The sequence below is a fragment of the Micromonospora sp. LH3U1 genome (genome assembly GCF_028475105.1).
Taxonomy (GTDB): Bacteria; Actinomycetota; Actinomycetes; order Mycobacteriales; family Micromonosporaceae; genus Micromonospora.
On record NZ_CP116936.1, the window covers coordinates 317,924 to 340,659 of the forward strand.

General features: G+C 68.2%; 9 protein-coding genes and 1 tRNA gene. 7 read left to right on the forward strand and 3 right to left on the reverse strand.

The window, feature by feature from the left end:
• Nucleotides 1-141: 141 nt before the first annotated feature.
• Genes PCA76_RS01505 through PCA76_RS01520 form a run of 4 tightly spaced genes read left to right on the forward strand, consistent with a single transcriptional unit; the run spans nt 142 to nt 16,140 of the window.
• The gene (locus PCA76_RS01505; RefSeq protein ID WP_272614731.1) at nt 142-2,988 is read left to right on the forward strand and encodes a helicase-related protein; all 2,847 of its coding nucleotides are present in this window, start codon (nt 142-144) and stop codon (nt 2,986-2,988) included.
• Nucleotides 2,985-7,673, forward strand: a complete 4,689-nt coding sequence (locus tag PCA76_RS01510; RefSeq protein WP_272614733.1) for an Eco57I restriction-modification methylase domain-containing protein — start codon at nt 2,985-2,987, stop codon at nt 7,671-7,673. The genes PCA76_RS01505 and PCA76_RS01510 overlap by 4 nt, the downstream gene beginning before the upstream one ends.
• Entirely contained in the window at nt 7,673-13,999 is a 6,327-nt protein-coding gene (locus PCA76_RS01515; protein WP_272614735.1) for a DEAD/DEAH box helicase, read from the forward strand. Before PCA76_RS01510 ends, PCA76_RS01515 begins: the two co-directional genes overlap by 1 nt.
• Nucleotides 13,999-16,140 (forward strand): UvrD-helicase domain-containing protein, encoded by a 2,142-nt coding sequence (locus PCA76_RS01520; RefSeq protein ID WP_272614736.1) that lies wholly within the window; start codon nt 13,999-14,001, stop codon nt 16,138-16,140. Before PCA76_RS01515 ends, PCA76_RS01520 begins: the two co-directional genes overlap by 1 nt.
• 402 nt (nt 16,141-16,542) lie before the next feature.
• On the opposite strand, the gene PCA76_RS01525 is transcribed toward PCA76_RS01520, so the two are convergent.
• Nucleotides 16,543-16,644: transfer RNA gene (locus tag PCA76_RS01525), tRNA-Lys, on the reverse strand.
• 334 nt (nt 16,645-16,978) lie between these two features.
• Here PCA76_RS01525 and PCA76_RS01530 point away from each other — a divergent pair.
• Nucleotides 16,979-17,401 carry a PadR family transcriptional regulator gene (locus PCA76_RS01530; protein WP_272614737.1) on the forward strand — a complete coding sequence of 141 codons (423 nt, stop codon included), beginning with the start codon at nt 16,979-16,981 and terminating at the stop codon, nt 17,399-17,401.
• The gene (locus tag PCA76_RS01535) at nt 17,398-18,447 is read left to right on the forward strand and encodes a GlsB/YeaQ/YmgE family stress response membrane protein (RefSeq protein ID WP_272614738.1); all 1,050 of its coding nucleotides are present in this window, start codon (nt 17,398-17,400) and stop codon (nt 18,445-18,447) included. Before PCA76_RS01530 ends, PCA76_RS01535 begins: the two co-directional genes overlap by 4 nt.
• A gap of 303 nt (nt 18,448-18,750) precedes the next feature.
• Here the strand turns inward: PCA76_RS01535 and PCA76_RS01540 are convergent, their stop codons facing one another.
• Together PCA76_RS01540 and PCA76_RS01545 are read right to left on the reverse strand one after the other, a co-directional pair.
• Nucleotides 18,751-20,382 (reverse strand): hypothetical protein, encoded by a 1,632-nt coding sequence (locus PCA76_RS01540; RefSeq protein ID WP_272614739.1) that lies wholly within the window; start codon nt 20,380-20,382, stop codon nt 18,751-18,753.
• 114 nt (nt 20,383-20,496) lie between these two features.
• Entirely contained in the window at nt 20,497-22,119 is a 1,623-nt protein-coding gene (locus PCA76_RS01545) for a hypothetical protein (protein ID WP_272614740.1), read from the reverse strand.
• A gap of 201 nt (nt 22,120-22,320) precedes the next feature.
• Between PCA76_RS01545 and PCA76_RS01550 the strand changes: the two genes are divergently transcribed.
• The gene (locus tag PCA76_RS01550) at nt 22,321-22,623 is read left to right on the forward strand and encodes a hypothetical protein (RefSeq protein ID WP_272614741.1); all 303 of its coding nucleotides are present in this window, start codon (nt 22,321-22,323) and stop codon (nt 22,621-22,623) included.
• The last annotated feature ends 113 nt before the right edge of the window (nt 22,624-22,736 follow it).

Sequence of the window (22,736 nt, forward strand, 5' to 3'; positions counted from 1 at the left end):
ATCGGCGACGCGGTCCAGAGGTTAGGCTGCCCGGACAGAACAACCGACTTATGGGTTGGTGTTCCTTTTGTCAATATATTGGAGATCAGGTCTGTGACGGCATCCAAGCCTGACGTCCGGCGTTGGCTCGCCCCTGGTGCAATGGTGGTAGCCCGCGACGAGGAGTGGCTGGTCCGAGCGACCGAGGACACCGCCGATGGTGTCGCGGTGCATGTGCAAGGTCTCGGCGAGCTGGTACGTGACACGACAGCGACGTTCTACGACACCCTCGACGTCATCACTCCACTGGACCCGGCCGAGGCCCGGGTCGTCGCGGACGGCAGTCCCCGATATCGCACCGCCCGGCTCTGGCTGGAGTCCACCCTCCGCAAGACGGCCGTTCCGCTCGCCGATCAGTCGCTGTCGGTGGCCACTCGCGGCCTCGCCGATGCGCTCGGCTACCAGCAGTCGGCGGTCCGGAAGGCCCTGGATCCGGCGAGCCTGCGACCGCGCATTCTGCTCGCCGACGCGGTCGGTCTCGGCAAGACCCTGGAAATCGGCATGATTCTGTCCGAGCTGGTGCGCCGTGGGCGAGGCGACCGCATTCTCGTGGTAACCCCACGCCACGTACTGGAACAGACGCAGCAGGAGCTGTGGACGCGCTTCGCCCTGCCGTTCGTGCGCCTGGACACCTCCGGTATCCAACGGGTCCGGCAGAAACTGCCCGCCACCCGCAACCCGTTCACCTATTACCGCCGCGCAATCATCTCGATCGACACCCTGAAGTCGGATCGCTACGTGGCCAGCCTGCGCAAGCAACGCTGGGACGCGGTCGTCATCGACGAGTCGCACAACCTGTCGAACGCCGAGACGCTCAACAACCGGCTCGCCCGGCTGCTGGCCCGGACCACGGAAGCGCTGATCCTGGCCTCCGCCACCCCGCACAACGGCAAGGCCGACTCCTTCGCCGAGCTGATCCGCATGCTCGACCCGGTCGCCGTCCCGCCGAGCGGTGAACTGGACCGGGACGAAATCCGGCGGCTCGTCGTGCGGCGCCACCGGCACAGCCCGGAGGTCGCGAGCGAGGTCGGCGCCGACTGGGCCGAGCGACGCGAACCGAACAACATCCTGATACCGGCCACGTCAGCTGAGAACGCGGTCGCCAGCGAACTGGAACACACCTGGCTGTGGCCGGGCGCCGGCGGCAGCCCGTACTCGGGTGCACGCGGCACGTTCTTCCCGTGGACCCTGGCGAAGGCGTTTTTGTCGTCACCGGCGGCGTTGCAGGAGACGATCGACGGACGCATCGAGCGCGTCACCAAGGACACCAAGCTGCCCTCCGACCGGGCTGAGGTCGAGCTGCGGGCGCTTCGCCACCTCGCCGACCTCAACGAGCGCACTATGCGTACTGCGTCAGCCAAGTACACCCGACTGGTGACGTACCTGAAGGAGATCGGCGTCGGGGCGGGCTCCACCACCCGGGCGGTGGTCTTTGCCGAACGGCTGGAGACGCTGTACTGGCTGCACCGCAGTCTGCCGGGCGACCTCGGCCTGCCGGACGGGGCGGTCGAGTTGATGCACGGCGGTCTCACCGACTCCGAACAGCAGGAGCTCGTCGAGCGCTTCAAGCAGGAACAGTCGGCGGTACGCGTGCTGGTCACCGGTGACGTGGCCTCCGAGGGCGTCAACCTGCACGCCCAGTGCCACGAGCTGATCCACTACGACATCCCGTGGAGCCTGATCCGCATCGAACAACGCAACGGCCGCATCGACCGCTACGGCCAGAAACACCCGCCGCAGATCACCGCCCTGCTGCTCGACCCGGCCAGCGAGCGATTCGCCGGCGACGTCAGGGTGCTGGCCAAGCTGATCGAGAAAGAGGACGAGGCCCACGCCGCCCTCGGCGACGTCGCGTCGCTGATGGGCCGCTACGACATCAAGGGCGAAGAGGAGGAGATTCGGGCAGTGCTCGCCGGCACCAAACAGCTCGACGACGTCCTGCGGCCGGTCACCGAGGTCGCCGCCGGCAACGACGTCGCCGCGATCTTCGCCCAACTCTTCGACACGCCAGGGCAGGTCGACGAGCCGGCTGCGGCATCGGAGGTCGTACCGGACAACGGAGCCGGCCTTTACGACGACGAAGTCTCCTACCTCGAGGAGGCGCTGCGGGAAGCGTTCATCGACCCGACGGCGACACCGGCTCGCGGCGGAGTCGGGTGGCGCCGCGACGAGGCATTCGGCACCGTGGAGCTGACTCCACCGCCCGATCTGGTGCAACGGCTGGAGGTGCTGCCGCAGAGCTATCTCGTCGACCGCAAGGTGACCGAGCGTCTGGTGCTCGCCACCACCGCCGCCCGGGGCAAGGACAGGTTGGCCGCCGCGCTGCGCGACGACAAGGACACGAGCTGGCCGGACGCGCACTACCTGAGCCCGCTGCATCCGGTGCTCGACTGGGCCGCCGACCGAGCGTTGGCGGCGCTCGGCCGCAACGAGGTGTTCGCGGTCCGTGGCGAGGTGGACGCGCCGACGGTGCTGTTGCTCGGCACCTTGACCAACAAGCGCGGGCAAGTGGTCTCCACCGCGTGGCTGACCGCTCAGTTCCCCATTCCCGACGACCCGTCGTTCGCACTGGTGACCCCACACGACTCCATCCGCGACGCGCTGCAGGTGCTCGGCTGGACCAGTCCCCGGGCCAATCCGGGCGCCATCGCCACGATCGATCACCTTCAGCCCCTGATCCGGCCCGCGGTCTATGAGGCTGCCGCCTACCTGGAGAAGACCGTCTTCGAGGCGGCCAGCCGGGACGCCCAGCAACGCGTTGACGCGTGGCGCCGCAAGCTCGACGCATGGGACGGAGAGACGGCGGTCTTGATCCGGCGTAGCGATGCCGCGGCAAGCCGGGAACGCATCGCCGAGGAACGGAAACTGACCGAGTCGATGGCACCGGCTCGACAACTGGTACGCCCGCTGCTGGTGGTCGTGCCCGACACCGAGAGGGAACTCCAGTGAGCAGGTCGGACGCGATCCTCGTCGGCGAAGGCTGGATCTCCGAGCACTACTTCACTACCGACGCCACCAAGGAGTCGTTCCGGGCGAAGATCCTGGAACGCCGCGCCGGATGGGACACCGAGGAAAACGCCGGACGGTCAACACCGCGATCCCGATTCCTGGCGGCCCGCCGGAAGTTGGAGATCGATCTGGCCACCCTCTCCGAACTGTTCGACCCGGCAGCCGCCAGCGAGCAGTCCGGAAGCCGAACCGCAAACGAGGTGCCGGGACAGGTCTTCCGCGCGGTACGCGACATCCTCGGTCTCGACGCGCCGGGCCTGGTCGTCTCCGAATCCGGGCCGCTCAGCCGAGTTTCCTCGGCCGGCGCTCCGGGCCTGGCACCGCTGGTCGTGCTCGCCGCCCTTCCGGTGGCCGCGATCGAGGAACTGCTCGCCCGGGACGCGGTCACGCTTGGGGAGGCGGTTCAGCTCACCGAAGACGGCGAGGAAATCAAGAGCGCGGCCCGGCTGCTCTCCGCGCTCTTCGTCGCCGACGACGCACCCGAAGTGGCGCTGGTGCTGGCCGGCCGGTGGGCGCTGCTCGCCGAACGTGAACGCTGGGCCGAGGGCCGCTACCTCGCCGTCGATCTGCAATCGGTCTGCGAACGCAACGACACCACGAAGGGCGGCGAGATCGACCGGGCGCTGACCTGCCTCTGCGCCGAGTCGATCGCCCCAGACGCGGACGGCAAGCTGTGGTGGCACAGCGTCCTGGAGGCGTCGGTCAAGCACACCGTCGGCGTCTCCCAGGACCTGCGTGACGGCGTACGCCTCTCCATCGAGATCGTCGCCGACGAGGTCGTCGCGCGCCGCCGCGCCAAAGGCCTGCCGCCGCTGCCGAAACCCGAGGCGCAACCGTTGGCCCGGCAGTCGCTGCGCTTCCTCTACCGGATCCTGTTCCTGCTCTACGCCGAGGCGTCGCCGGAGTTGGGCGTCCTCCCGGTCGGCGCACCCGAGTACGACCAGGGATACAGCCTCGACCGGCTGCGTGAGCTGGTGCAGGTCGAGCTGGCCACACCCCGGGCCCGCGCCGGCACCCACCTTTACGAGTCGCTCGGCGTACTGTTCCGCCTGGTCGACAAGGGCCACACCCCGGCCGTCGCCGAGGAGAGCGACACGTCCGCCGCCGGGCTGATCTTCAACCCGCTGCGCGCCGACCTTTTCCGACCCGAGGCCACCGCCCACATCGACGAGGTGGGCCTAGGCAACGTCGCCGTTCAGCAGGTGCTGGCGCACCTGCTGCTTAGCAAGGAACAACGTGGAAGGGACCGGGGCTTCATCTCGTACGCCGAACTGGGCATCAACCAGCTCGGCGCGGTCTACGAGGGCCTGATGTCCTACACCGGCTTCTTCGCCGACACCGACCTCTATGAGGTCGCGAAGAACGGCGACGGGTCGAAGGGCTCCTGGGTGGTGCCGGTCGATCGCGCCGACGGCATCGCCGCCACCGACTTCGTGACGTCCATCGACCCGGCGACCAGCGAGCGGCGGCCGGTGCTGCACCGCCAGGGAACGTTCGTGTTCCGCCTGGCCGGCCGAGAGCGCCAACAGTCGGCCTCCTACTACACCCCCGAGGTGCTGACCCGCTTCACCGTCGGACAAGCCCTGGAGGAGCTGCTCACCGACGACACACCGGCCGAGCAGATTCTCACGATGACAATCTGCGAGCCGGCACTCGGCTCGGGAGCATTCGCCATCGAAGCGGTCCGACAACTCGCCGACGAATACCTCAAGCGCCGCCAGAAGGAGCTCGACCGGCGCATCGACCCAGACGAGTACCCGAAGCGGCTGCAGGAGGTCAAGGCATACCTGGCACTGCACAACGTCTACGGCGTCGACCTCAACGAAACCGCAGTCGAACTCGCCGAGATCTCCCTCTGGCTGGACACCATGGTCGAGGGCCTCTCCGCGCCGTGGTTCGGCCTGCACCTGCGCCGTGGCAACTCACTGATCGGCGCCCGCCGCGCCGTCTACAGCCGCAGCCAGGTCGCTGACAAGTCTTGGCTGGGCGAGGTGCCGCAGGAGGTGCCGCTGACCCGGCTGGTCGAGGACATCGACGCCGGCAAGGTCGCCGCCGACGGCGTCCACCACTTCCTGCTGCCAGCCGACGGCTGGGGTTCGGCCGCCGACGCGAGAGAGGCCGCCGCCCTGGCTCCGGACGCCGCGACCCGCCTCAAGAAATGGCGCGGCAGCACCAAGACCAAACCCACCAAAACCCAGGTCGATGCGTACGCAGAGCTGGCACACCGGGTCGAGACGCTGTGGCAGATCGCCTACCGCCGGCTGAGCATCGCCGAGCAGGAGATCCGCCGGTTGATCCCGGTCTGGGGCGTCAACGAGCTACCGGCCGGCGGGAGCGTCCAACGGGAACAGATTGAACGAGCCCTCGCCGACGAAGAAGGCGCCTACCCCCGGCTGCGCCGAGCGATGGACGCCTGGACCGCGCTCTGGTTCTGGCCCCTCACCGACACCCTCGCCACCGTGAACGGCGAAGTGATCAAACCGCCAACGGTCACCGAGTGGATCGCCGGTTTGCAGGCGCTGCTGGGACGCAACCCGGACGTGCACAAGCGCAAGCCGGTCGAGCTGCGATTCGGCGCCGGCATGAGCTGGGCCGAGCTAGGCGAGGCCGAACGCCTGGACCTGGGCTTCGCCAGCGCGGAATCCATTGACGAGGTGCTGCAGAAACACCCCTGGCTGGTGGTCTGCGAGCGAATCGCCCAACGACAGGGCTTCTTCCACTGGAACCTCGACTTCGCCACGGTCTTCGCCCGCGGCGGCTTCGACCTGCAAGTCGGTAACCCACCCTGGGTGCGGCCCCGCTCCGACATCGACGCCCTGCTCGCCGAGGGTGACCCGTGGTGGCAGCTTGCGCTCAAGCCGACTCAGGCTCAGGTCGCCGCGAAGCGGGCCGCAACGCTCGCCCTGCCCGGCATGACGGAATTCGTCGTTAATGGTACGGCGGACGTTTTGTCAACAGCTGCGTTCGTGAGCGCCTCCGCGCAGTACCCACACCTCGTGGGCCTGCAACCCGACCTCTATCGCTGTTTCATGGAGGTGATGTGGCGGCACGGGTCGACCCGCGGCACGATTGGCATGATCCACTCGAACTCGCACTTCACCGATGAGGGAGCAGGACCGCTCCGTTCCGAGCTATACCTGCGGCTCCGCCGCCATTGGCACTTCGTGAACGAACTGGCCCTCTTCGAGATTCTTAATAAAATTCACTTCGGGGTGACGGTGCACGGATCTCGTCAAGAGGAGCCCGCCTTTACTCAGGCAGGCTGGCTCTACCACCCGGACACGGTCATGCGCTCGCTCGCCCACGACGGCTCAGGGCCGGAGCCTGGGCTCAAGGACGACGACGGAAAGTGGGACGTCCGCCCGCATGCTTCACGGATCACTCGCGTCACCGATGAGACGCTACGTGCATGGCACGCCACGATGGAGACCGGCGACGTGCCGCTCTGGCAGACCCGGATGGTGTACGCCGTGAACCGATCCAGCGCGGCCGTACTAGAGAAGCTTGCCAAAGCGCCCCGCATCGCCGACCTAGGGCTACGGTTCTCCGCCGGATGGCACGAGAAGAACGATCGAACGAAAGGCTACTTCGAGTCGGAGTGGGCGGTGCCAGCCTCGTGGGACGACGTGATCCTGCAGGGGCCGCATCTGCACGTATCAACCCCGCTATACAAGTCACCGAATCCCACGTTGATCAGCAACAAGGACTGGTCGGCGACCGACTTCGAGCAGTTGCCGGCCGATGCCATCCCAGCCACCGCCTACCAGCCCATCGGTGACCGCTATGACTACGACTGCGCATACACCGATTGGGGCGACGAAGACCACCCCGATCCCGCCCGCGACCATTACCGAATCGCCTGGCGCGATATGGCGGCAAATCAGGGTGAGCGCACATTCATTCCGGCGCTTATCCCGCCGGGTCCGGCACACGTTCATACCGTTAGGTCAGCGGCTCTTTCTTCGACGCCGCAACGCTTGGCTCAGGTGCTTGGTTTCTTCTCATCGCTGAGTCACGACTTCTCCGTGCGTGTTGCCCCGAAGTCGACCATCTCGCCGGGAACCGTGAATCGCCTCGCCTTCACAGACTCACCTCTAAGTCCTGATCTCACTATTCGCACACTTCGCCTTAATTGCGTCACAACTGCCGACGCTGATTTTTGGCAGTTGTGTTACCTGGACGAGTTCGTCAGAGACACCTGGGCGGGCGGGTTTGAACATCGGCGGCGCGTGCCGCTCGGGAGCATCGGGCAGGAATGGACGCCGGAGACACCGTTGCGGATCGCGGCCGATCGGCGGCAGGCGCTGGTCGAGATTGACGCGCTGGTCGCGTTGATGCTCGGGTTGACCGCCGACGAGCTGTGCTCGATCTACCGCACACAGTTTGCGGTGCTGCGCGGTTACGACCGCAACGTCTACTATTACGACGCCAACGGTCGTTTTGTGCCGAACTTAGTGCTCACGGTATGGCGGAAGAAGGGTGATCGGATCACTGCGGAGGAGCGGACCGCGACGAACCAGGCCGGCCACACCTACACCTATGAGCTGCCGTTCGTCATCCTGAACCGGGAGGCGGACATGCGGCAGGCGTACGCGGTCTTCGAGCAGCGGCTGCGGGAGCGGTAGTGAGCGAGCTACTACCCACCTTCCAGACGGCCCGAATCCAGCATGCGCTGGTCGACTATCTGACGACGACGTTCGGGCTGACCGACGGGGATGCGCGGGACGGGCTGGACAGGTTCCTATCCGACCCGGACACCGGGATGTTCAAGGGCCCCTACGTGCGGTTGCGGTTGCCGTTCCGCCCGGCCGACGAGGGTTGGCGGAGCAGCCTGGAGTGGTACGAGGGGTTCCCGCCGTACGGCCATCAGGCGGCGGCATTCGCCCGGCTGGCGTCGGCGGTAGACGGTCAGCCGCGTCGGCCGTTGCCGACGCTGGTCACCACGGGCACCGGTTCCGGTAAAACCGAGGCGTTCCTACATCCGATCCTCGACCATGTGCTGCGGGCCCGGCGTGCCGGGGTGGCCGGCACCAAGGCGCTGATCCTGTACCCGATGAACGCGCTCGCCAACGACCAGGCGGCGCGGCTGACCAAGCTGCTCACCACCGAGCCGGCGTTGGCCGGGGTGACGGCGGCGCTCTACACCGGGCAGGCGACCGCCACCCGCATGGCGGTCACTCCCGACGGTCTGATCAACGATCGTGCGGTCATCCGGGAAACTGCTCCGGACCTGATGCTCACCAACTACAAGATGCTCGACCAGTTGCTGTTGCGGGCCGAGGATCAGGAGCTTTGGCGGCAGTCCGCGACCAGTCTGCGTTACCTGGTGCTGGACGAGTTCCACACCTACGACGGTGCACAGGGCACCGACGTGGCGATGCTGCTGCGCCGGCTCGGCCTGGCCCTGCAGAGTCACTGGCGCGACGACGACCCGTTGATCGACGAGGCGGCCCGTAGTCGTCCGCTGGGTCTGATGACGCCGGTCGCCACGTCCGCGACGCTCGGCGACAAAGGCGACCCGTCGGTGATGCGTGGGTTCGCCGCCACCGTCTTCGGGGAACGGTTCGACTCCACGTCGGTGGTCACCGAGACCCGACTCAGCCTGACGGAGTGGACCGAAGGCGCAGCCCAGGCGGTGGCGGCAGCCGGGTTCGCCCCGGTCGCCGTGGGTGAACTACGCGCGGCCGGACTCCGCCCGCTGCCGGAGGTGAGCCCGGACTCCTCCGGCGAGGAGGCCGCGTACGCCGTACTCGATCTGCTCTATGGGGTGACGGCCGACAAGCTGGCCGGTGCGACTCCAGAGCTGTTGTCGGCGATGTGTCGCGCGCATCCGCTCGTGGTCGAGCTGGCCCGTACGGCCGGTCAGGCTGTCGCCCTCAGCGACCTCGCCCTGCGGGTGCTCGGCCCGCAGGACGAGCCGGAGTCCGCCGAGGCGCTGCTGTCGCAGGTGTTGGCGATGCTGGGGCACGTACGCAAGGTTCTCGGCCGGGGTGCGCTCTCGGTCGAGGCGCACCTGTGGGTGCGGGAGCTGACCCGCATCGACCGTTCCGCGGCCGCGACGGCTACGTTCCGGTGGAGCGACGACGGTCCGCCTGTCGCTGCGGACGAGGCCGAGGAGGCCCGGCCGTCCTTCCCCGCGATCTACTGTCGGCATTGCGGGCGCTCCGGCTGGGGGGTCGGTCTCGCACCGGTGGGCGACAGCCTCGCTCCGGACGACGAGGGCATTCGCCGCCAGCACGCCACCCGGGAGGGACGGTTCCGGCCCCTGCTGTACGCGCCTGCTGAGGCGATCGTCCCGTCCGACGGCGAAGAACCGTCAGACGGACTGGTGTGGTTCGCGATCCGCACCCGGGAGCTGTTGCAGCGAGTCGCCGAGGACGACCCTGATCTTCGCGACGGCTGGATCCTGCCGGTGCTCACCAACGTGGGTGCCGCCGCCGACGAACTCAGCCGCAAGGACACCTGCCCGTCGTGCGGGCAGGAAGACGGCATCCGGTTCCTCGGCAGCGCCATCGCCACGCTGCTGTCGGTGTCGCTGTCGACCCTGTTCGGGGCGCCGAAGCTGGCGCCCGAGGAGAAGAAGGCCCTGGTCTTCACCGACTCGGTGCAGGACGCGGCGCATCGGGCTGGGTTCGTACAGGCCCGATCGCACATCTTGACGCTGCGTTCGGTGCTGCGCGAAGCGGTCGTGGACGGCGCGCTGACTCTCGACCGGCTGGTCGAGGAGGTGCTGGCGCAAGCCGGCGACGATCCGGTCCGACGGTACCGGCTGCTGGCCCCGGAGTGCGCCGACCGGGAATCCTTCACACCGTTCTGGCAGGAGCCTAGGCAGCGGGCGGTCAAGCCATCGGTGCAGTCGCGGGTGCGGAAACGGTTGGCCCTCGACGCGGCCCTCGAGTTCGGCTTGAACTCGCGTACCGGCCGCACCCTGGAACTGACCGGATCCGTCACCGTCGAGGTCGAGGCCGGGCTGCCGGCGCGCGTCGCCGGCCTGGCCCGAGCTGCGCTGAGCGGCACCTCGTGGCAGGAGCGTCTGGGCGAGGTGGGTGTCGGCGACCCCACCCTGGTGCAGTGGGTACGCGGTGTCCTGGACCGGATGCGGGTCCAGGGTGCGATCGACCATCCATGGTTCGACCGCTATCGGGCGGAGGACGGCCGCCGCTGGTCGATCTGGGGTGGTCGGCCCCGGAGCGACGGCATGCCTGCTTTCCCCCGCGACCGCCCCGCCCCCGCCTACCCGAAGGTCGGCGGCTCCGCCGATACCGGTGGCCTTGACCCGGTAACCTCGCCCCAGTCCTGGTATGCCCGCTGGACCTCGCGGGTGCTCGACGTCTCCCCGCTCGACGGTGGTCGGCTCGCCCGGATGTTGTTCGACCGGCTCGCCCGCGACGGCGTGCTCACCACGACGGCCAGCCAGTCCGGCGCGACCGTCTATGCCTTGCCCGTTTCCGGGGTTGTGGTGGCCCCCACCCAGGAGAGCGACCTCGCCGCCGGGTGGCACCTGCTGGTCTGCGACACCTGCCGGGCCGGCACCCCGGGCAGCCTCGTCACCGTCACCCAGATGACTGACGCGCCCTGCCTGAACGTGCGCTGTCGCGGACGGCTGCGCCAGCAACCGCTGTCGCCGAACAACTTCTACCGGCGTCTGTACGCTTCGCCGGACATGCGCCGTGTCGTCGCCCGGGAACACACCAGCCTGCTCGACGACGCGACCCGGCTGGCGTACGAGGACGGTTTCCGGGACGCGGCGACCAGCCCTCAGTCGCCGAACGTCCTGGTCGCTACGCCCACCCTGGAGATGGGCATCGACATCGGTGACCTGTCGGCGGTCATCCTCGCCTCGTTGCCCCGTACCGTCGCTTCCTACCTGCAACGGGTCGGGCGGGCGGGCCGGCTCACCGGCAACGCCTTCGATCTGGCCTTCGTCACCGGCCGTGGCGAACACCTGCCGAAGATCGGCGACCCGCTGTCGGTGATCGACGGGGATGTGCGACCGCCGGCTACGTACCTTGCCGCGGAGGAGATCCTGCGCCGGCAGTACACGGCGTACCTGATCGACGCGTTCGCGCGGGAACCCGGGCGCCGTCGTCCGCGCAAGGCCACCGGGGCCATCGGTTCGTACGCGCCGGGAACCTTCCTCGGCGACCTGGTGTTGCACGCCGAGCAGTCGTGGGAGACGGATCTGGACCGGTTCGCCGCGACGTTCGACGAGCTTCCCGGCGAAGTAGTGGAGCGGCTTCGCGATTGGCTGAAACCGGTCGCCGGTCCGCGCAGCAGCGGCTTCGCCCACCGCGTTCGCGACGCGAGTGACCGCTGGCGGCAGACCGTGACACTGCTCGAAGATCGGCAAGCGACGATTACCAAGCTGTTGCCCGAGCTGGAAGCCCGGGTGCAGTCGCCGGCGGCGACCGACGACGACAAGCAGGCGCTGCGTTCGGCACAGGCGACCGGACAGTTGACCAGAGGACAGCTCGCTCATCTGCGGAGCAGCTACTGGATCGGTGTCCTGGAAGAGTACGGGCTGCTGCCCAACTACACCCTGCTCGACGACAGCGTCACCTTGGACGTCGGCCTGTCCTGGATCGACCCCGACGACGGCAAGTACCGCTACGACAGCGCCCAGTTCCAACGAGGTTCGGCCCAGGCCCTGCGGGAGTTCGCACCCGGGGCCACCTTCTACGCCCGGGGTTGGGAAATCGAGATCGATGCGGTGGATCTCGGCCTGGATGGTGCGTCGATCCGTACCTGGGCGCTTTGCCCCGCCTGTGGTCACGCGTGCGACATCGCCGCGACCGGCCGCGAATATGTTCCCGCTGCCTGCCCGCGCTGTGGCAGCCGGGGCATTCACGACACCGGGCAGCGTCTCGACGTCGTCGAACTCACCCGGGTCTCGGCCGAAGTACGCCGGGACGAGGTCGCCATCTCGGACCGGCACGACGAACGCGGTCGCGTCGCGTTCCAGATCGTGACCGCCGCGGATGTCTCCCCGCAACACATGGACGACCGGCGGTTTGTCGAAGGAACCGGGCTGGGCTGGGTCCATCTACGTTCGGTCGATATCCGCTGGCTGAACCTCGGGCCGGCCGGACACGGCACGACCCGCACCATCGCCGGTGCCGACCGGCAGGGGACCTTGTTCCGGGTCTGCTCCGGCTGCGGAAAGCGCGACACCGAGACCGGCCGCAATCGCGCCCACGAACACCGTCCATGGTGTCCGCACCGGACCGCCTCGAACGAGGTGACCAGCACCGTCGCGTTGTCCCGGACCCTGCATACCCAAGGGTTGTTGATCCGGCTGCCGCACACGGTCAGCCTCGGCGACGATTTCGCGGTGCCGAGCCTGTCCGCGGCGCTGCTGCTCGGACTGCGGGAGCAGATGGGCGGTCATCCCGACCACATCCGGGTCGAGCAGGTCGTCGACCCGACACTGTCCGACGGCAACGACAACCACGACGCGATCCTGTTGCACGACACCGTGCCCGGTGGCACCGGTTACCTGGCTGGCATCGCCGAGCCGGACCACCTGCGCGAGTTGCTGGTCCTTGCCTGGGACCGGGTGCGGGACTGCCCCTGCCGCCACGAGGAGCGTCTCGCCTGCCATCGCTGCCTGCTACCGTTCACCGCACCGGGAGTGACCCGGCGAGTTTCGCGGGCATCGGCCGAGCGTCACCTCCGTACCCTGCTCGGGTTGCCTGCCGACGTTCAGACGGCCGAGGACACGACCTGGACGGTGACCAAGCTGGCTCCACGCGAAGAACCCGAGTCACATCTGGAACGCTCCTTCCACCGCGTGTTCCTCGGTCGGCTACGACGCATTGGCGCCGCCGTCACCGAGACCCCGTCGCCGGTCGGCAACACAGCCCGGTTCACCCTGCCCGGCACGCACCGCCAATGGACCCTCAGCCCGCAGGTCAACGTCGCGGACTCCCGGCCGGACTACCTGTTGAAGACCGGCGACATGAACGTGCCCGACATCGCGATCTTCACGGACGGGCGGGCCTACCACGCGACCGCCGCGGTCAACCGCCTCGCCGACGACGCCGTCAAGCGGGCCCATCTGCGCGAGCTGGGCATCCTGGTCATCGCACTGACCAGCGCCGACGTCGCCGCCGCCGAGACCGCCACGAACATCGCACCGCCATGGTGGAATCCGGCCCTGGCCGGCAGCCTGATGAACGTCCCCGGCTTCCAGGCCCCGCCGGAAACCTACAAGGCCCTGGGACAGGGCATGGTCGACTGGCTCGTCGGCTGGGTTCGCGATCCCAACCCGGCTGCGGTTCAGGCCGCCGCCCGAGCCGTGCCGATGTTCCTGTCGGCCGGAGCCCAGCCGATCCAGACCTCCACCACGGTCGCCCTTCCCCAGATTGGTCGAGCAGCGCTGCTCGGGGAGGACCTACCCGCCGGTGAACGCCGGGTCCACCTGCGCCGCTTCGGATCCCTCGCGGCGGTCATCGAGATGACGGACGGCGGTGTCGAGGTCGCCGTGGTGCTCGACGATCGCAGCGAGGTGCTCGGCGACAACCACGCCGATTCCTGGCGGGCCTGGCTGCGGCTCGCCAACGCGCTCGGTCTGCGCGACTGGCCGACGACTGTGACGACGACCAATCTGGTCGAGCCAGTGACCGCGAAGCCCGAACAGGCCGGACCAGGCCGACCGGTCGGAGCCTGGGCCGACGCCTACGACGCGGCGTTGACCGAGAACGAGAAGGAACTGATCAGCGCGCTGGCCGGCGAGAACGTCGCACCGCCCACAGTCGGCGCGGAAGGGCCCGACGGCATTCCGCTCGACGTCTGCTGGCCCGCTCTCCAGGTGGCTGTCGCCTTCGCCCACATGTCGCAACAGGACCGAAGCGACCTGGCCCAGCACGGATGGCACCTGGTGGAACCCGACCCCGCCAAGGTCGTCACCGCCCTGACTCGCGCCGCCACCGAGATGGACGAAGGAGACTGATGCCGACCATCATCATGGGAAAACTCGCCAGCAAGATCGATGGATCGGTCCGCGGCAAGGCGATGAGTTTCCTGCAGAAACTCGGGGCCGACGACACCACCCCCGGCCTGCACATCGAACCCATCCAGCACAGCGCCGACCCGCGGGTTCGCACCGGACGGGTCGACGAGTTCTGGCGGGCGGTCATGTTTCGCCTCGACGGCGGCGGCGAAACCCACTACGTCATCCACGGCATCTGGCCGCACGACGATGCCAATTCCATTGCGCAACGCGTACGCCTGAGGGTCAACCCGATCAATGGCCTGCCGCAGATCGAAGAAATTGATCCGGCGCCGACCCCGACGCGGGCTTCGCCCGCGGCCAAGACGATAGCGAGAACCGAGGAGCCGCTGTTCGCCCGGCTCGGCCACGAACGCATCGACCTCATCGAGCGCCTCGGTCTCCCCGACAGCATCGTCTCCCAAGCCGTGGTCGCCTCGAACGAGGATGAAGTTCTCGACCTTGCGCAACGTCATGACGGCTGGATCGGCACCATTCTGGTCGACTTGGCCGCCGGGGACGACATCGAGGCGATCGTCCAGCGCATGGAACTCGAAAAGACCCCCTCGTCAGGGAACGACGATGCCGACATGCTGCAGTCTCTCAAACGGCCGGCCGCCGCGCTGCAGTACGCATTCATCGACGACCAAGAGGAACTGCGTCGCGTCATCGAGGGCGGGGACTTTGGTGCCTGGCGCATCTTCCTGCATCCCGAACAGCGCCGCTACGTCGACCGTTCGTACAGCGGCCCGTTCCGGCTCGCCGGCGGAGCCGGCACCGGCAAGACTGTCGTCCTTGTCCATCGGGCCCGTGCACTCGTCCGGCGTCGCCCCGGCGCCCGGATCATCTTCACCACCTTCACCACCAACCTCGCCGACGCCTTGGGCGACAGCCTCACTCAGCTCGACCCGCGCGTGCCCCGGGCTCAGGCACTCGGTGAGTCCGGCGTCTATGTGACCGGCGTGGACGCGCTTGCCGCCGCAGTGTTGCGGACTGCCGGTCGCGGCCTCGCTCCTGCCATGCAAGAGGTCCTTGGTCAGGAGCGGGTAATGCCGCTGGCCCGCACCGCACCGACTCGCTGGCGGGAAGTCGTCGAATCGACAGGCACCCTGCTGCCACACGAAATCGCCAACGAGACGTTCCTTGCCTCGGAGTACGCGCATGTCGTCCTGCCGAACAAGGTGCATGACGAGGTCGGGTACCTCCGGGTACGCCGACCAGGCCGAGGCGTCGCCCTGGACCGTGCCAAGCGCCGAGCCGTCTGGGCACTCATCGAGGCGTACCGGGCAACCTCCCGCGCCGACGGCAGCCTCGACTTCGCCGAGGCCGCCGCAGTCGCCGCGGCGCATCTGAGAGCAAGCGACGCGCACCCCGCTGATCACGTGCTCGTCGACGAGGGTCAAGATCTTTCACCCACCCACTGGCTCCTGCTCCGAGCCATTGTCGGCGAGGGCTCCGACGATCTCTTCATCGCGGAAGATTCGCACCAGCGCATCTACGGCACCCGCGTGGTACTCGGGCGGTATGGCGTGGCCATCGTCGGCCGCTCCCAGCGGTTGACTCTGAACTACCGGACCACGGCGCAGAACCTGCACTACGCCATGACGATCCTCGCGGGCGGCGAATACATCGACCTGCAGAACGTGCCGGAAAGCACCGGCTACCGGTCGGCCCGCACCGGCCCGGTCCCGGTAATCGAGCTCGTCGACTCCCTCGCCGAAGAAACGGCGGTGATCGTCCGACATGTGCGCGCCTGGCTCGACGCCGGCGACTCGCTGGAGAACATCGCCGTTCTGGTGCCCGACCGATACCACCGGGACCGTGTCGTCACGGCACTCACCGACGCCGGCATCGACGCCCGCGCGGTGGACCGCGACCGCCCGCAGCCAGGCCGGGTGCCGGTGCTGACGATGCACCGCGCCAAGGGTACCGAGTTCCCCAAGGTCGTGCTCGCCGCAGGAAAACCGTCGCCAGCGGAGACGGAGCGCCTCGCCATACTCGACCCGTCCGAGCGAACGGACGCGGAACTCCGGAGCCGATCGTTGACCTACGTCGCGGCGACCCGGGCACGTGACCAACTGGTGGTGGTGCGCCGCAGCTGAAGCCTCGTACCGACTCGGCGGTCGCCTCTTGCCGAACGTCGGGAACGAGCGACGTGTGTACGGCGATCGCCCGTGGCCCCGGGGGATTGACAGGGGTTCGCGGGTGCTCCGGCGCGATGGACGAGTCAGCACTCAAAGGACTGGGCGGGACGTTATCTCCGTAAAGTCAAGGCTCGACCGCGGCCAGATGGACCCCACCCGACCGGACTGGATGCAATGACTAGGCCAAGATCAGGTTCTTGGTCCGCTGGTCCGCTGGTCCGCTGGTCCGCTGGTCCGCTGGTCCGCTGGTCCGCTGGTCCGCTTCAGGGACTGCTGGCGTCCAATTCCACCACGAACAGGCGAGCAGCCCACGAGGCGCCCGGGTCCACATAGGAACATGACCGTCATGTCAACGGGCGCAAGACCGCAGGTAAGCCCGGATCTTTGATCGACGACTGCCACTGCAGCCCGGCGACGCCTATGGATTAAAAGTCCACAGCTCTGCCATTGAGCTAGCGGCCCGCGCGCTCAGGTTACCTGACCATCTGCGCCCCGGCTGATGTCCGCCCCCGGTCTAGAGGAGCGATGTTGATCTACGTCCGCGACGAGGTGTAGGCGTTGGATGACCGCCGTTGACGTTGCAGGGTTGAATTGTCTGCCGAGACGACCAACTAACGAAGCGCAGGCCTTGCCGGGTGCCGCTGACGCCGATGCCGGTTCGGTGACCGACGGCCCACAGGTCGACAGCTAAGAGGCTCGGCTTGGGTCGCGTCTGCGGCTGCCTTCATCGACGTCTGCGGCAAACTCTCTCACCGCTTCGCAACCGGTATAGCTTTATCACCGATATATTGAGGCCATGGCCACACCCACGCCGCTTCGGGAACCCACGTTCCTGATCCTCACCGCGCTCGCGCGGGAGCCCATGCACGGCTACGGCATCATCAGCGACGTCGCGGCCCTCTCCGGTGGGCGGCTGGCGCTGCGGCCCGGGACCCTCTACGGCGCACTCGACCGCCTTACCGACGAGGGGCTGGTCGAGCGAGACCACGAGGAGATCGTCGAGGGACGGCTTCGCCGCTACTACCGGCTCACCGAAGCGGGCCGATCCGTGCTTACCGCCGAGACCGAACGGCTACGCCGCAACGTAGAGGCCGCCAGCCAGCGACTGCGGGCCTGGCCCGCCGGCATCCCTGCCGTCGGCGGCACCTCACGCGCCCCTGTCAACCTCCCGGGGGCGGTCGCCCGCCCCGCCCTTCGACCGACCGGAGGCCTGACGTGAACCAGCCCAACCCCGCGCGGGAGAAGGCCGGGTCACCGCTGGAGTCCCGCTACCGGCGACTTCTGCGGGCCTACCCGGGTGACTACCAGGCCGAGCGGGGCGACGAGATTGTCGGAACGTACCTCGACACGGTCGAACCGGGGCGACGCTGGCCCTCCCCACACGACGCCCTCGACCTGCTCGGTGCCGGAATCCGGGAGCGACTGCGCGGGTACGGCGCCCTCGGGCTGGCCGCGGCCTTCCCATTGTCCGCGACCGCCGCGCTGAACACCCTCGTTACGGTGGCCGTATTCCTGCTGTTGCAGATTGAGCTGAACGACCCAGGTGTAACCGGCCTGGACCCGGCGGGCCCGTTCCAGACGTTTGGTGCTGTCATTTGGCTGGGCTGGCTAGTCGTCGGCCTGACCGCCACGGCACTGCCCGGATCCTGGACCCGAACCGCCGCCGTCGGCGCTCTCCTGCTGACCATCGCCGTGCCACCCGTGGCCGTCCTCACCGGACAACCCCGACCACCGCTTTTCGTGCTGCTCCCCGCCGTCGTGCTCGGCCTGGCCACCCTCGCGCTGCCTTCCCATCCCGGCTGGATCGCACGTAGCCTGCCGGCGGTCGCGGCCGGTTTCGGAGCAGCCGTTTCCGCGGCTTTCAGCCTCGCGGAGAACGGCGGGAACTGGTTCACCTCGTACAGGTCAACTCCCGAGCTGCTGGCGATGGCCGGTGGGCTGATGTTTGCACTAGTCCTGCTCGTCGGGCTCGGCCTCGCTTTGCGGGCCGACGACGCAGGACTCTGGATGGCCCTGCTGCTTGCTGCTCCGGCCGGCTTGCTCGGAGCCGACCAACTCAGCCAGGCGATCTGGGGTACCAGCGGCGGCGAACCTACTCCGGCGGCTTTCGCCGTCACGACCGGGTCGATCCTGCTGGCTGGCGCGGCGCTGCTGGCCGCAGCCCTCGCCGGTCGAGCCTCCCGACACCGGACCATACGTCGACGAGTTCGCGGCGACGCCTGCCCGACCTGCGGACACCGGCCGGAGGCGACAGCAGAGGCGTGACCCTCCCGCAGACCTCAGCTACCTCTGGTGCCCAGGCGGCGGGCCCGGGCGTGGTTATTTGGTCGTCTCGCCGGTGCCGGGCCAGAGCTGGACGGCCCGCGCGGCGGCGTCGAGGATCACCTGGCCGTCGACCTCCAGCTGCGGCTCGGGGATGTAGGGCGAGCCCCTCACCGGCGTCTTCACGGAGCCCGCGACCTGCTTTCGGAGCCTGGGCGACGGCAACATCCATCGCCTGAACGTCGCGTGTGCGAGCACGTGTGCGCCCTCGCCGTCTTTTCGGCAGGTGGGGGCGCGCACTGCTGATCAGCCTTCGGTGACGGTGAAGACCAGCGGGCCGCCGGGCACCGGCTCGCTGGAGCTGTCGCCGAGCACGCCGTAGCTGGTGGTGCGCTCGGCCGCGTCGGTCAGGGTGAAGCCGATCGTGTATTCGCCGACCGCGAGGCCGTACCAGCCTAGGTAGAGGTGGTCGGTGAGGGTGCCGTCCTCGGCCTGGTCTCCGCTGCCCCACGACTGGTAGACGACATTGCCGTCGACGTCGTAGACGTAGGTGGTGGCGATACGGGCCGGTGCGATCTTCAGCGCGGCGGAGATGGTGAGCTCAACAGGTGGCAGGTTGCTCAGTTCGCTGGCTGGCGACGTCGTCGGGCTGAGGGCCGCTCCCAGGGCCGTTGGGGGTTCGGTGGTCACGACGCGGGTGATTCTGATCTGTGGGTCGGGAGCGCCGAACATCGATCCGTACAGCGCCGCCTTGCCGGCTCCGTCGACGATCGCGACACCAGTCAGTGAGCATGCCTCGGTGCCGGTGCTGACCCGCACCTCGACGGCGATGCGACCGTCCGGCTTGGTGACCGGCTGGGCCGACTGCCCGCAGCCGGCCTCGAACCACAAGCGGAGGGATGCCACGCCGCGAAGTGCGCCAGTGACCGCCATGGAGAGCTCGACGACCGCATCCTCGCGCCAGTTGTTGACCTGAGCGGGGGAGACGACGAATTCGCTTGCCTGCACCGTCGAGTTGGACGTCACCGTGACCGACGGCGTCGTCGGGTTCTGGTAGGTCGTGCGGACGCCGGCGTTGTTGAACAACACGAGTTGCGTGAGCCGCCAGTTGCCGGGGTTGGCACCGGCCGGAAGCGTCACCAGGACTGTGCACGCCACGTAGTTGGCTTCCTCGCCACCGCCGGCGTAGGACCCACCGCAGGTGATGGCCCCCGAGCTGGTGGGGTCCCGCTCCCAGGTGAACGGTGTCGTCACGCTCTGGCCGCCTGGACCGGCGACCTTGAGCGTGCCCTTCCAGAAACCGGCGCCATTGTCCTGGACGGTGAACTCGTAGGCGTAGGGGACCGGCTTGTCGCTGACGTAGAGGAAGGGCTCGCTGTTGGCCAAGCGGATCGGTTCGACCGTAGGGCCGGACGCGTCGACCAGGGTCTGGGCGGCGAACCGGGAGCCGGGGAGCGCTTGCAGCCTGTCGCCGGAGACGGTCGCCTCCCGCTCGCCGGCCTTGATCGTGACTCTGGTGACCTCCCAGGTCGTGGTCGCCGCGTCGGAGAAGCGCGGCACCCGGAAGTCGTAGGCGTAGGTCGACTGTTGAGGCGTGCCGGAGACGAAGTCGGCGTCCTCCCACGTCGAGCCGAAGACGTAGTTCGCGATGCGCTCGTGACCGACCAACTCGCCGGTTACCGTGCTGCGCGTGCGAAGCGTCACCGCACCCCGGACCGTCTCGGCGTCGGGATCGGTGTTGGTGACGGTGAACGTGAGCCGATTGACGGCTGTGGTCGTCGGCGTGGCGTCGACGGTGGATTGTGCGAAGGAGAGCGCGGATAGCGCCAGTCGTGGGGTGGCGGCGTGTGCCACCGTGCTGCCGAGGACCGTCGTTGAGGTGGCCAGGGCGAGCGTCAACGTCCCGTGGAGGAATCCGCGGGCGAGAGTTCGGGACATGGGGGATTGATATCACTCGTGGGCGCTTCTGGTTGGCCCGGGTGGGCAAGCTCGGACAGAGCGGAACAGGCGGGGCGAGCCGCGCGGAAACCGGCGACCCGCCCTACCCCGGGATCAGCCCTCGGTGATCGTGAGGACCACCGGACCGCCCGGCAGCGTCAAGCTGCTCGAGACGTCCGGCATGTTCCAGTAGCTGCGGAGGCCGGAGGCGTCGGACAGCATGAAACCGACCGTGTACCCGCCAGCTTCCAGACCCCAGTAGCTGAGCGAGATGTCGTACGTGAGCGAGCCGTCGGGCGCCTGGCCACCGTTTCCGGACGTCTGGAAGACGACGTCTCCGTCGGCGTCGTACACGTAGACGGGCATGCTGGTGACGGGCGCGACCTTCACCTCGGCCTGCACAGTGAGCCTGATGTTCTGGTTGGGAAGCTGGCTCAACGGGATCGACGCCGGGTCGAGCGCGGCGCTCAGCGCTGTCGGCGCCTCGGTGCTCGCCACCTGGTCGATCGAGATCTGCGGGTCCGGTGCCGACACGTTGGAACCATAGAGCGCGAGGTTGCCGGCACCGTCCCGGACGGACAGCTGGGTCACCTCGCAGCCACGTGCGCGGCTGGACACGTACACCCGGACGGCGAGCCTACCGTCGGCCTTGGTGTAGGGCTGCCCGGTCGTCGAGCACTGGTCCTCGAAGGTGACGTCGAGTTGGGAGATGCCGCGGGTGGCGCCGGTGACCGCCATCGAGAGCTCGGTGGTCACGTCGGCGCGCCAGTTGTCGACCGGGTTCGGCGACACGACGAAGTCGGTGGCCTGCAGGGTCGAGTTGGACGTCACCACCATCGACGGGCCGGCGGGGTTCTTGTAGGTGGCCCGCCCGCCCGCGTTGTTGATCAGGATGACCTGGGCGACCCGCCAGCTTCCCGGCGCCGTGCCCGGCGGGAATTTCATCTCCATCGAGCACGGTACATAATTGCCGTCGGCGTCGCCGCTGCCCGACAGGCCGCACCGGAAACCGGTGCTGTATTCGTCGCGCGCCCAGCTGATCTGCGTGCTGATGCTCTGACCGCCGGGGCCGACCAGTTTGATCGAACCCTTCCAGAGCCCGGACTGGTAGTCGTTGATCGTCAGGCTGAGCGCGAAGTAGGCCGGGTCGTCCTTGACATAGAAGTACGGGCCGCGCCCGTTGTAGAGCGCGAGAGAGTCGAACGTCGGCGCGGACGAGTCGATGAGCGTGTTCGCCGTGAAGCGGTAGCCCGGGAAGGTGCTCAGCTTGGCGGCACCCACCGTCGCAGAAATGTCGTCGCCGTGGAGGGTGACCTTGGTGACCTCCCAGGTCGCCGTGGCCGCGTCGGAGTAAGCCCGCACCGGCATGGCGTAGGCGAACGTTGCTTCCTGGGGTGTGCCCGACACGAGCTCCATGTCGCCATAGTGGTAGTTGTAGTCGAAGCGCGCGACACGGTCGTGACCCAGCAATTCGCCCGTCACCGAACTGCGCATGCGCAGCGTCACGGTGCCCGTGAGGTTCTGCGCGTCCGGTTCGGTGTTGGTGACGGAGAACGTGAGCTGGTTGGACACGAAGCCCTGGGTCGCGTCGACGGTGGATTGTGCGAAGGAGAGCGCGGATAGCGCCAGTCGTGGGGTGGCGGCGTGTGCCACCGTGCTGCCGAGGACCGTCGTTGAGGTGGCCAGGGCGAGCGTCAACGTCCCGTGGAGGAATCCGCGGGCGAGAGTTCGGGACATGGGGGATTGATATCACTCGTGGGCGCTTCTGGTTGGCCCGGGTGGGCAAGCTCGGACAGAGCGGAACAGGCGGGGCGAGCCGCGCGGAAACCGGCGCTGCCTCCGCACCCGGCGAGAATTCCCGTGCCCGGGATGTGGAGTGCATCAAGTGGCATCGCTTGACGGTGCATGGGTGCGGGCGGGTGGGGAACCGGGACGGGCATGAGATCGAACAGCACCCCGGCCGTGGCGGCGTCCGGGGAGGAAGTCGGGTCGGACGGCGTACGCCAGCCGGGTGGGGAGGTGCACGCCTGGCTGCCCGGTCAGAACCAGACGGTCTGCGGCCTGGCACTGAGCCGGACCCGTTTGCGGCGCTTTCCGCACGTGCGCTTCGACTACTCCGGCACCGACGTGCTCACGGAGGCTGACGCGGTGGGCTGGATCTGCCCTCGTTGCCTGGCCGCTACCACCGGTCGGCGGGGTAAGGAGAAGCACGGCTGGGTCCGGGACTCGCCGCGCCCTTGATCGACTCGCGATACCGGAAGTCGGGCTGTCCTGCCGGTCGGATACCCCGATTTTCAGGAAGTCGTGTGGATCAAGCACGCGCGGGCCGTGCCATAGCGCGCGGTTGAGCGGGC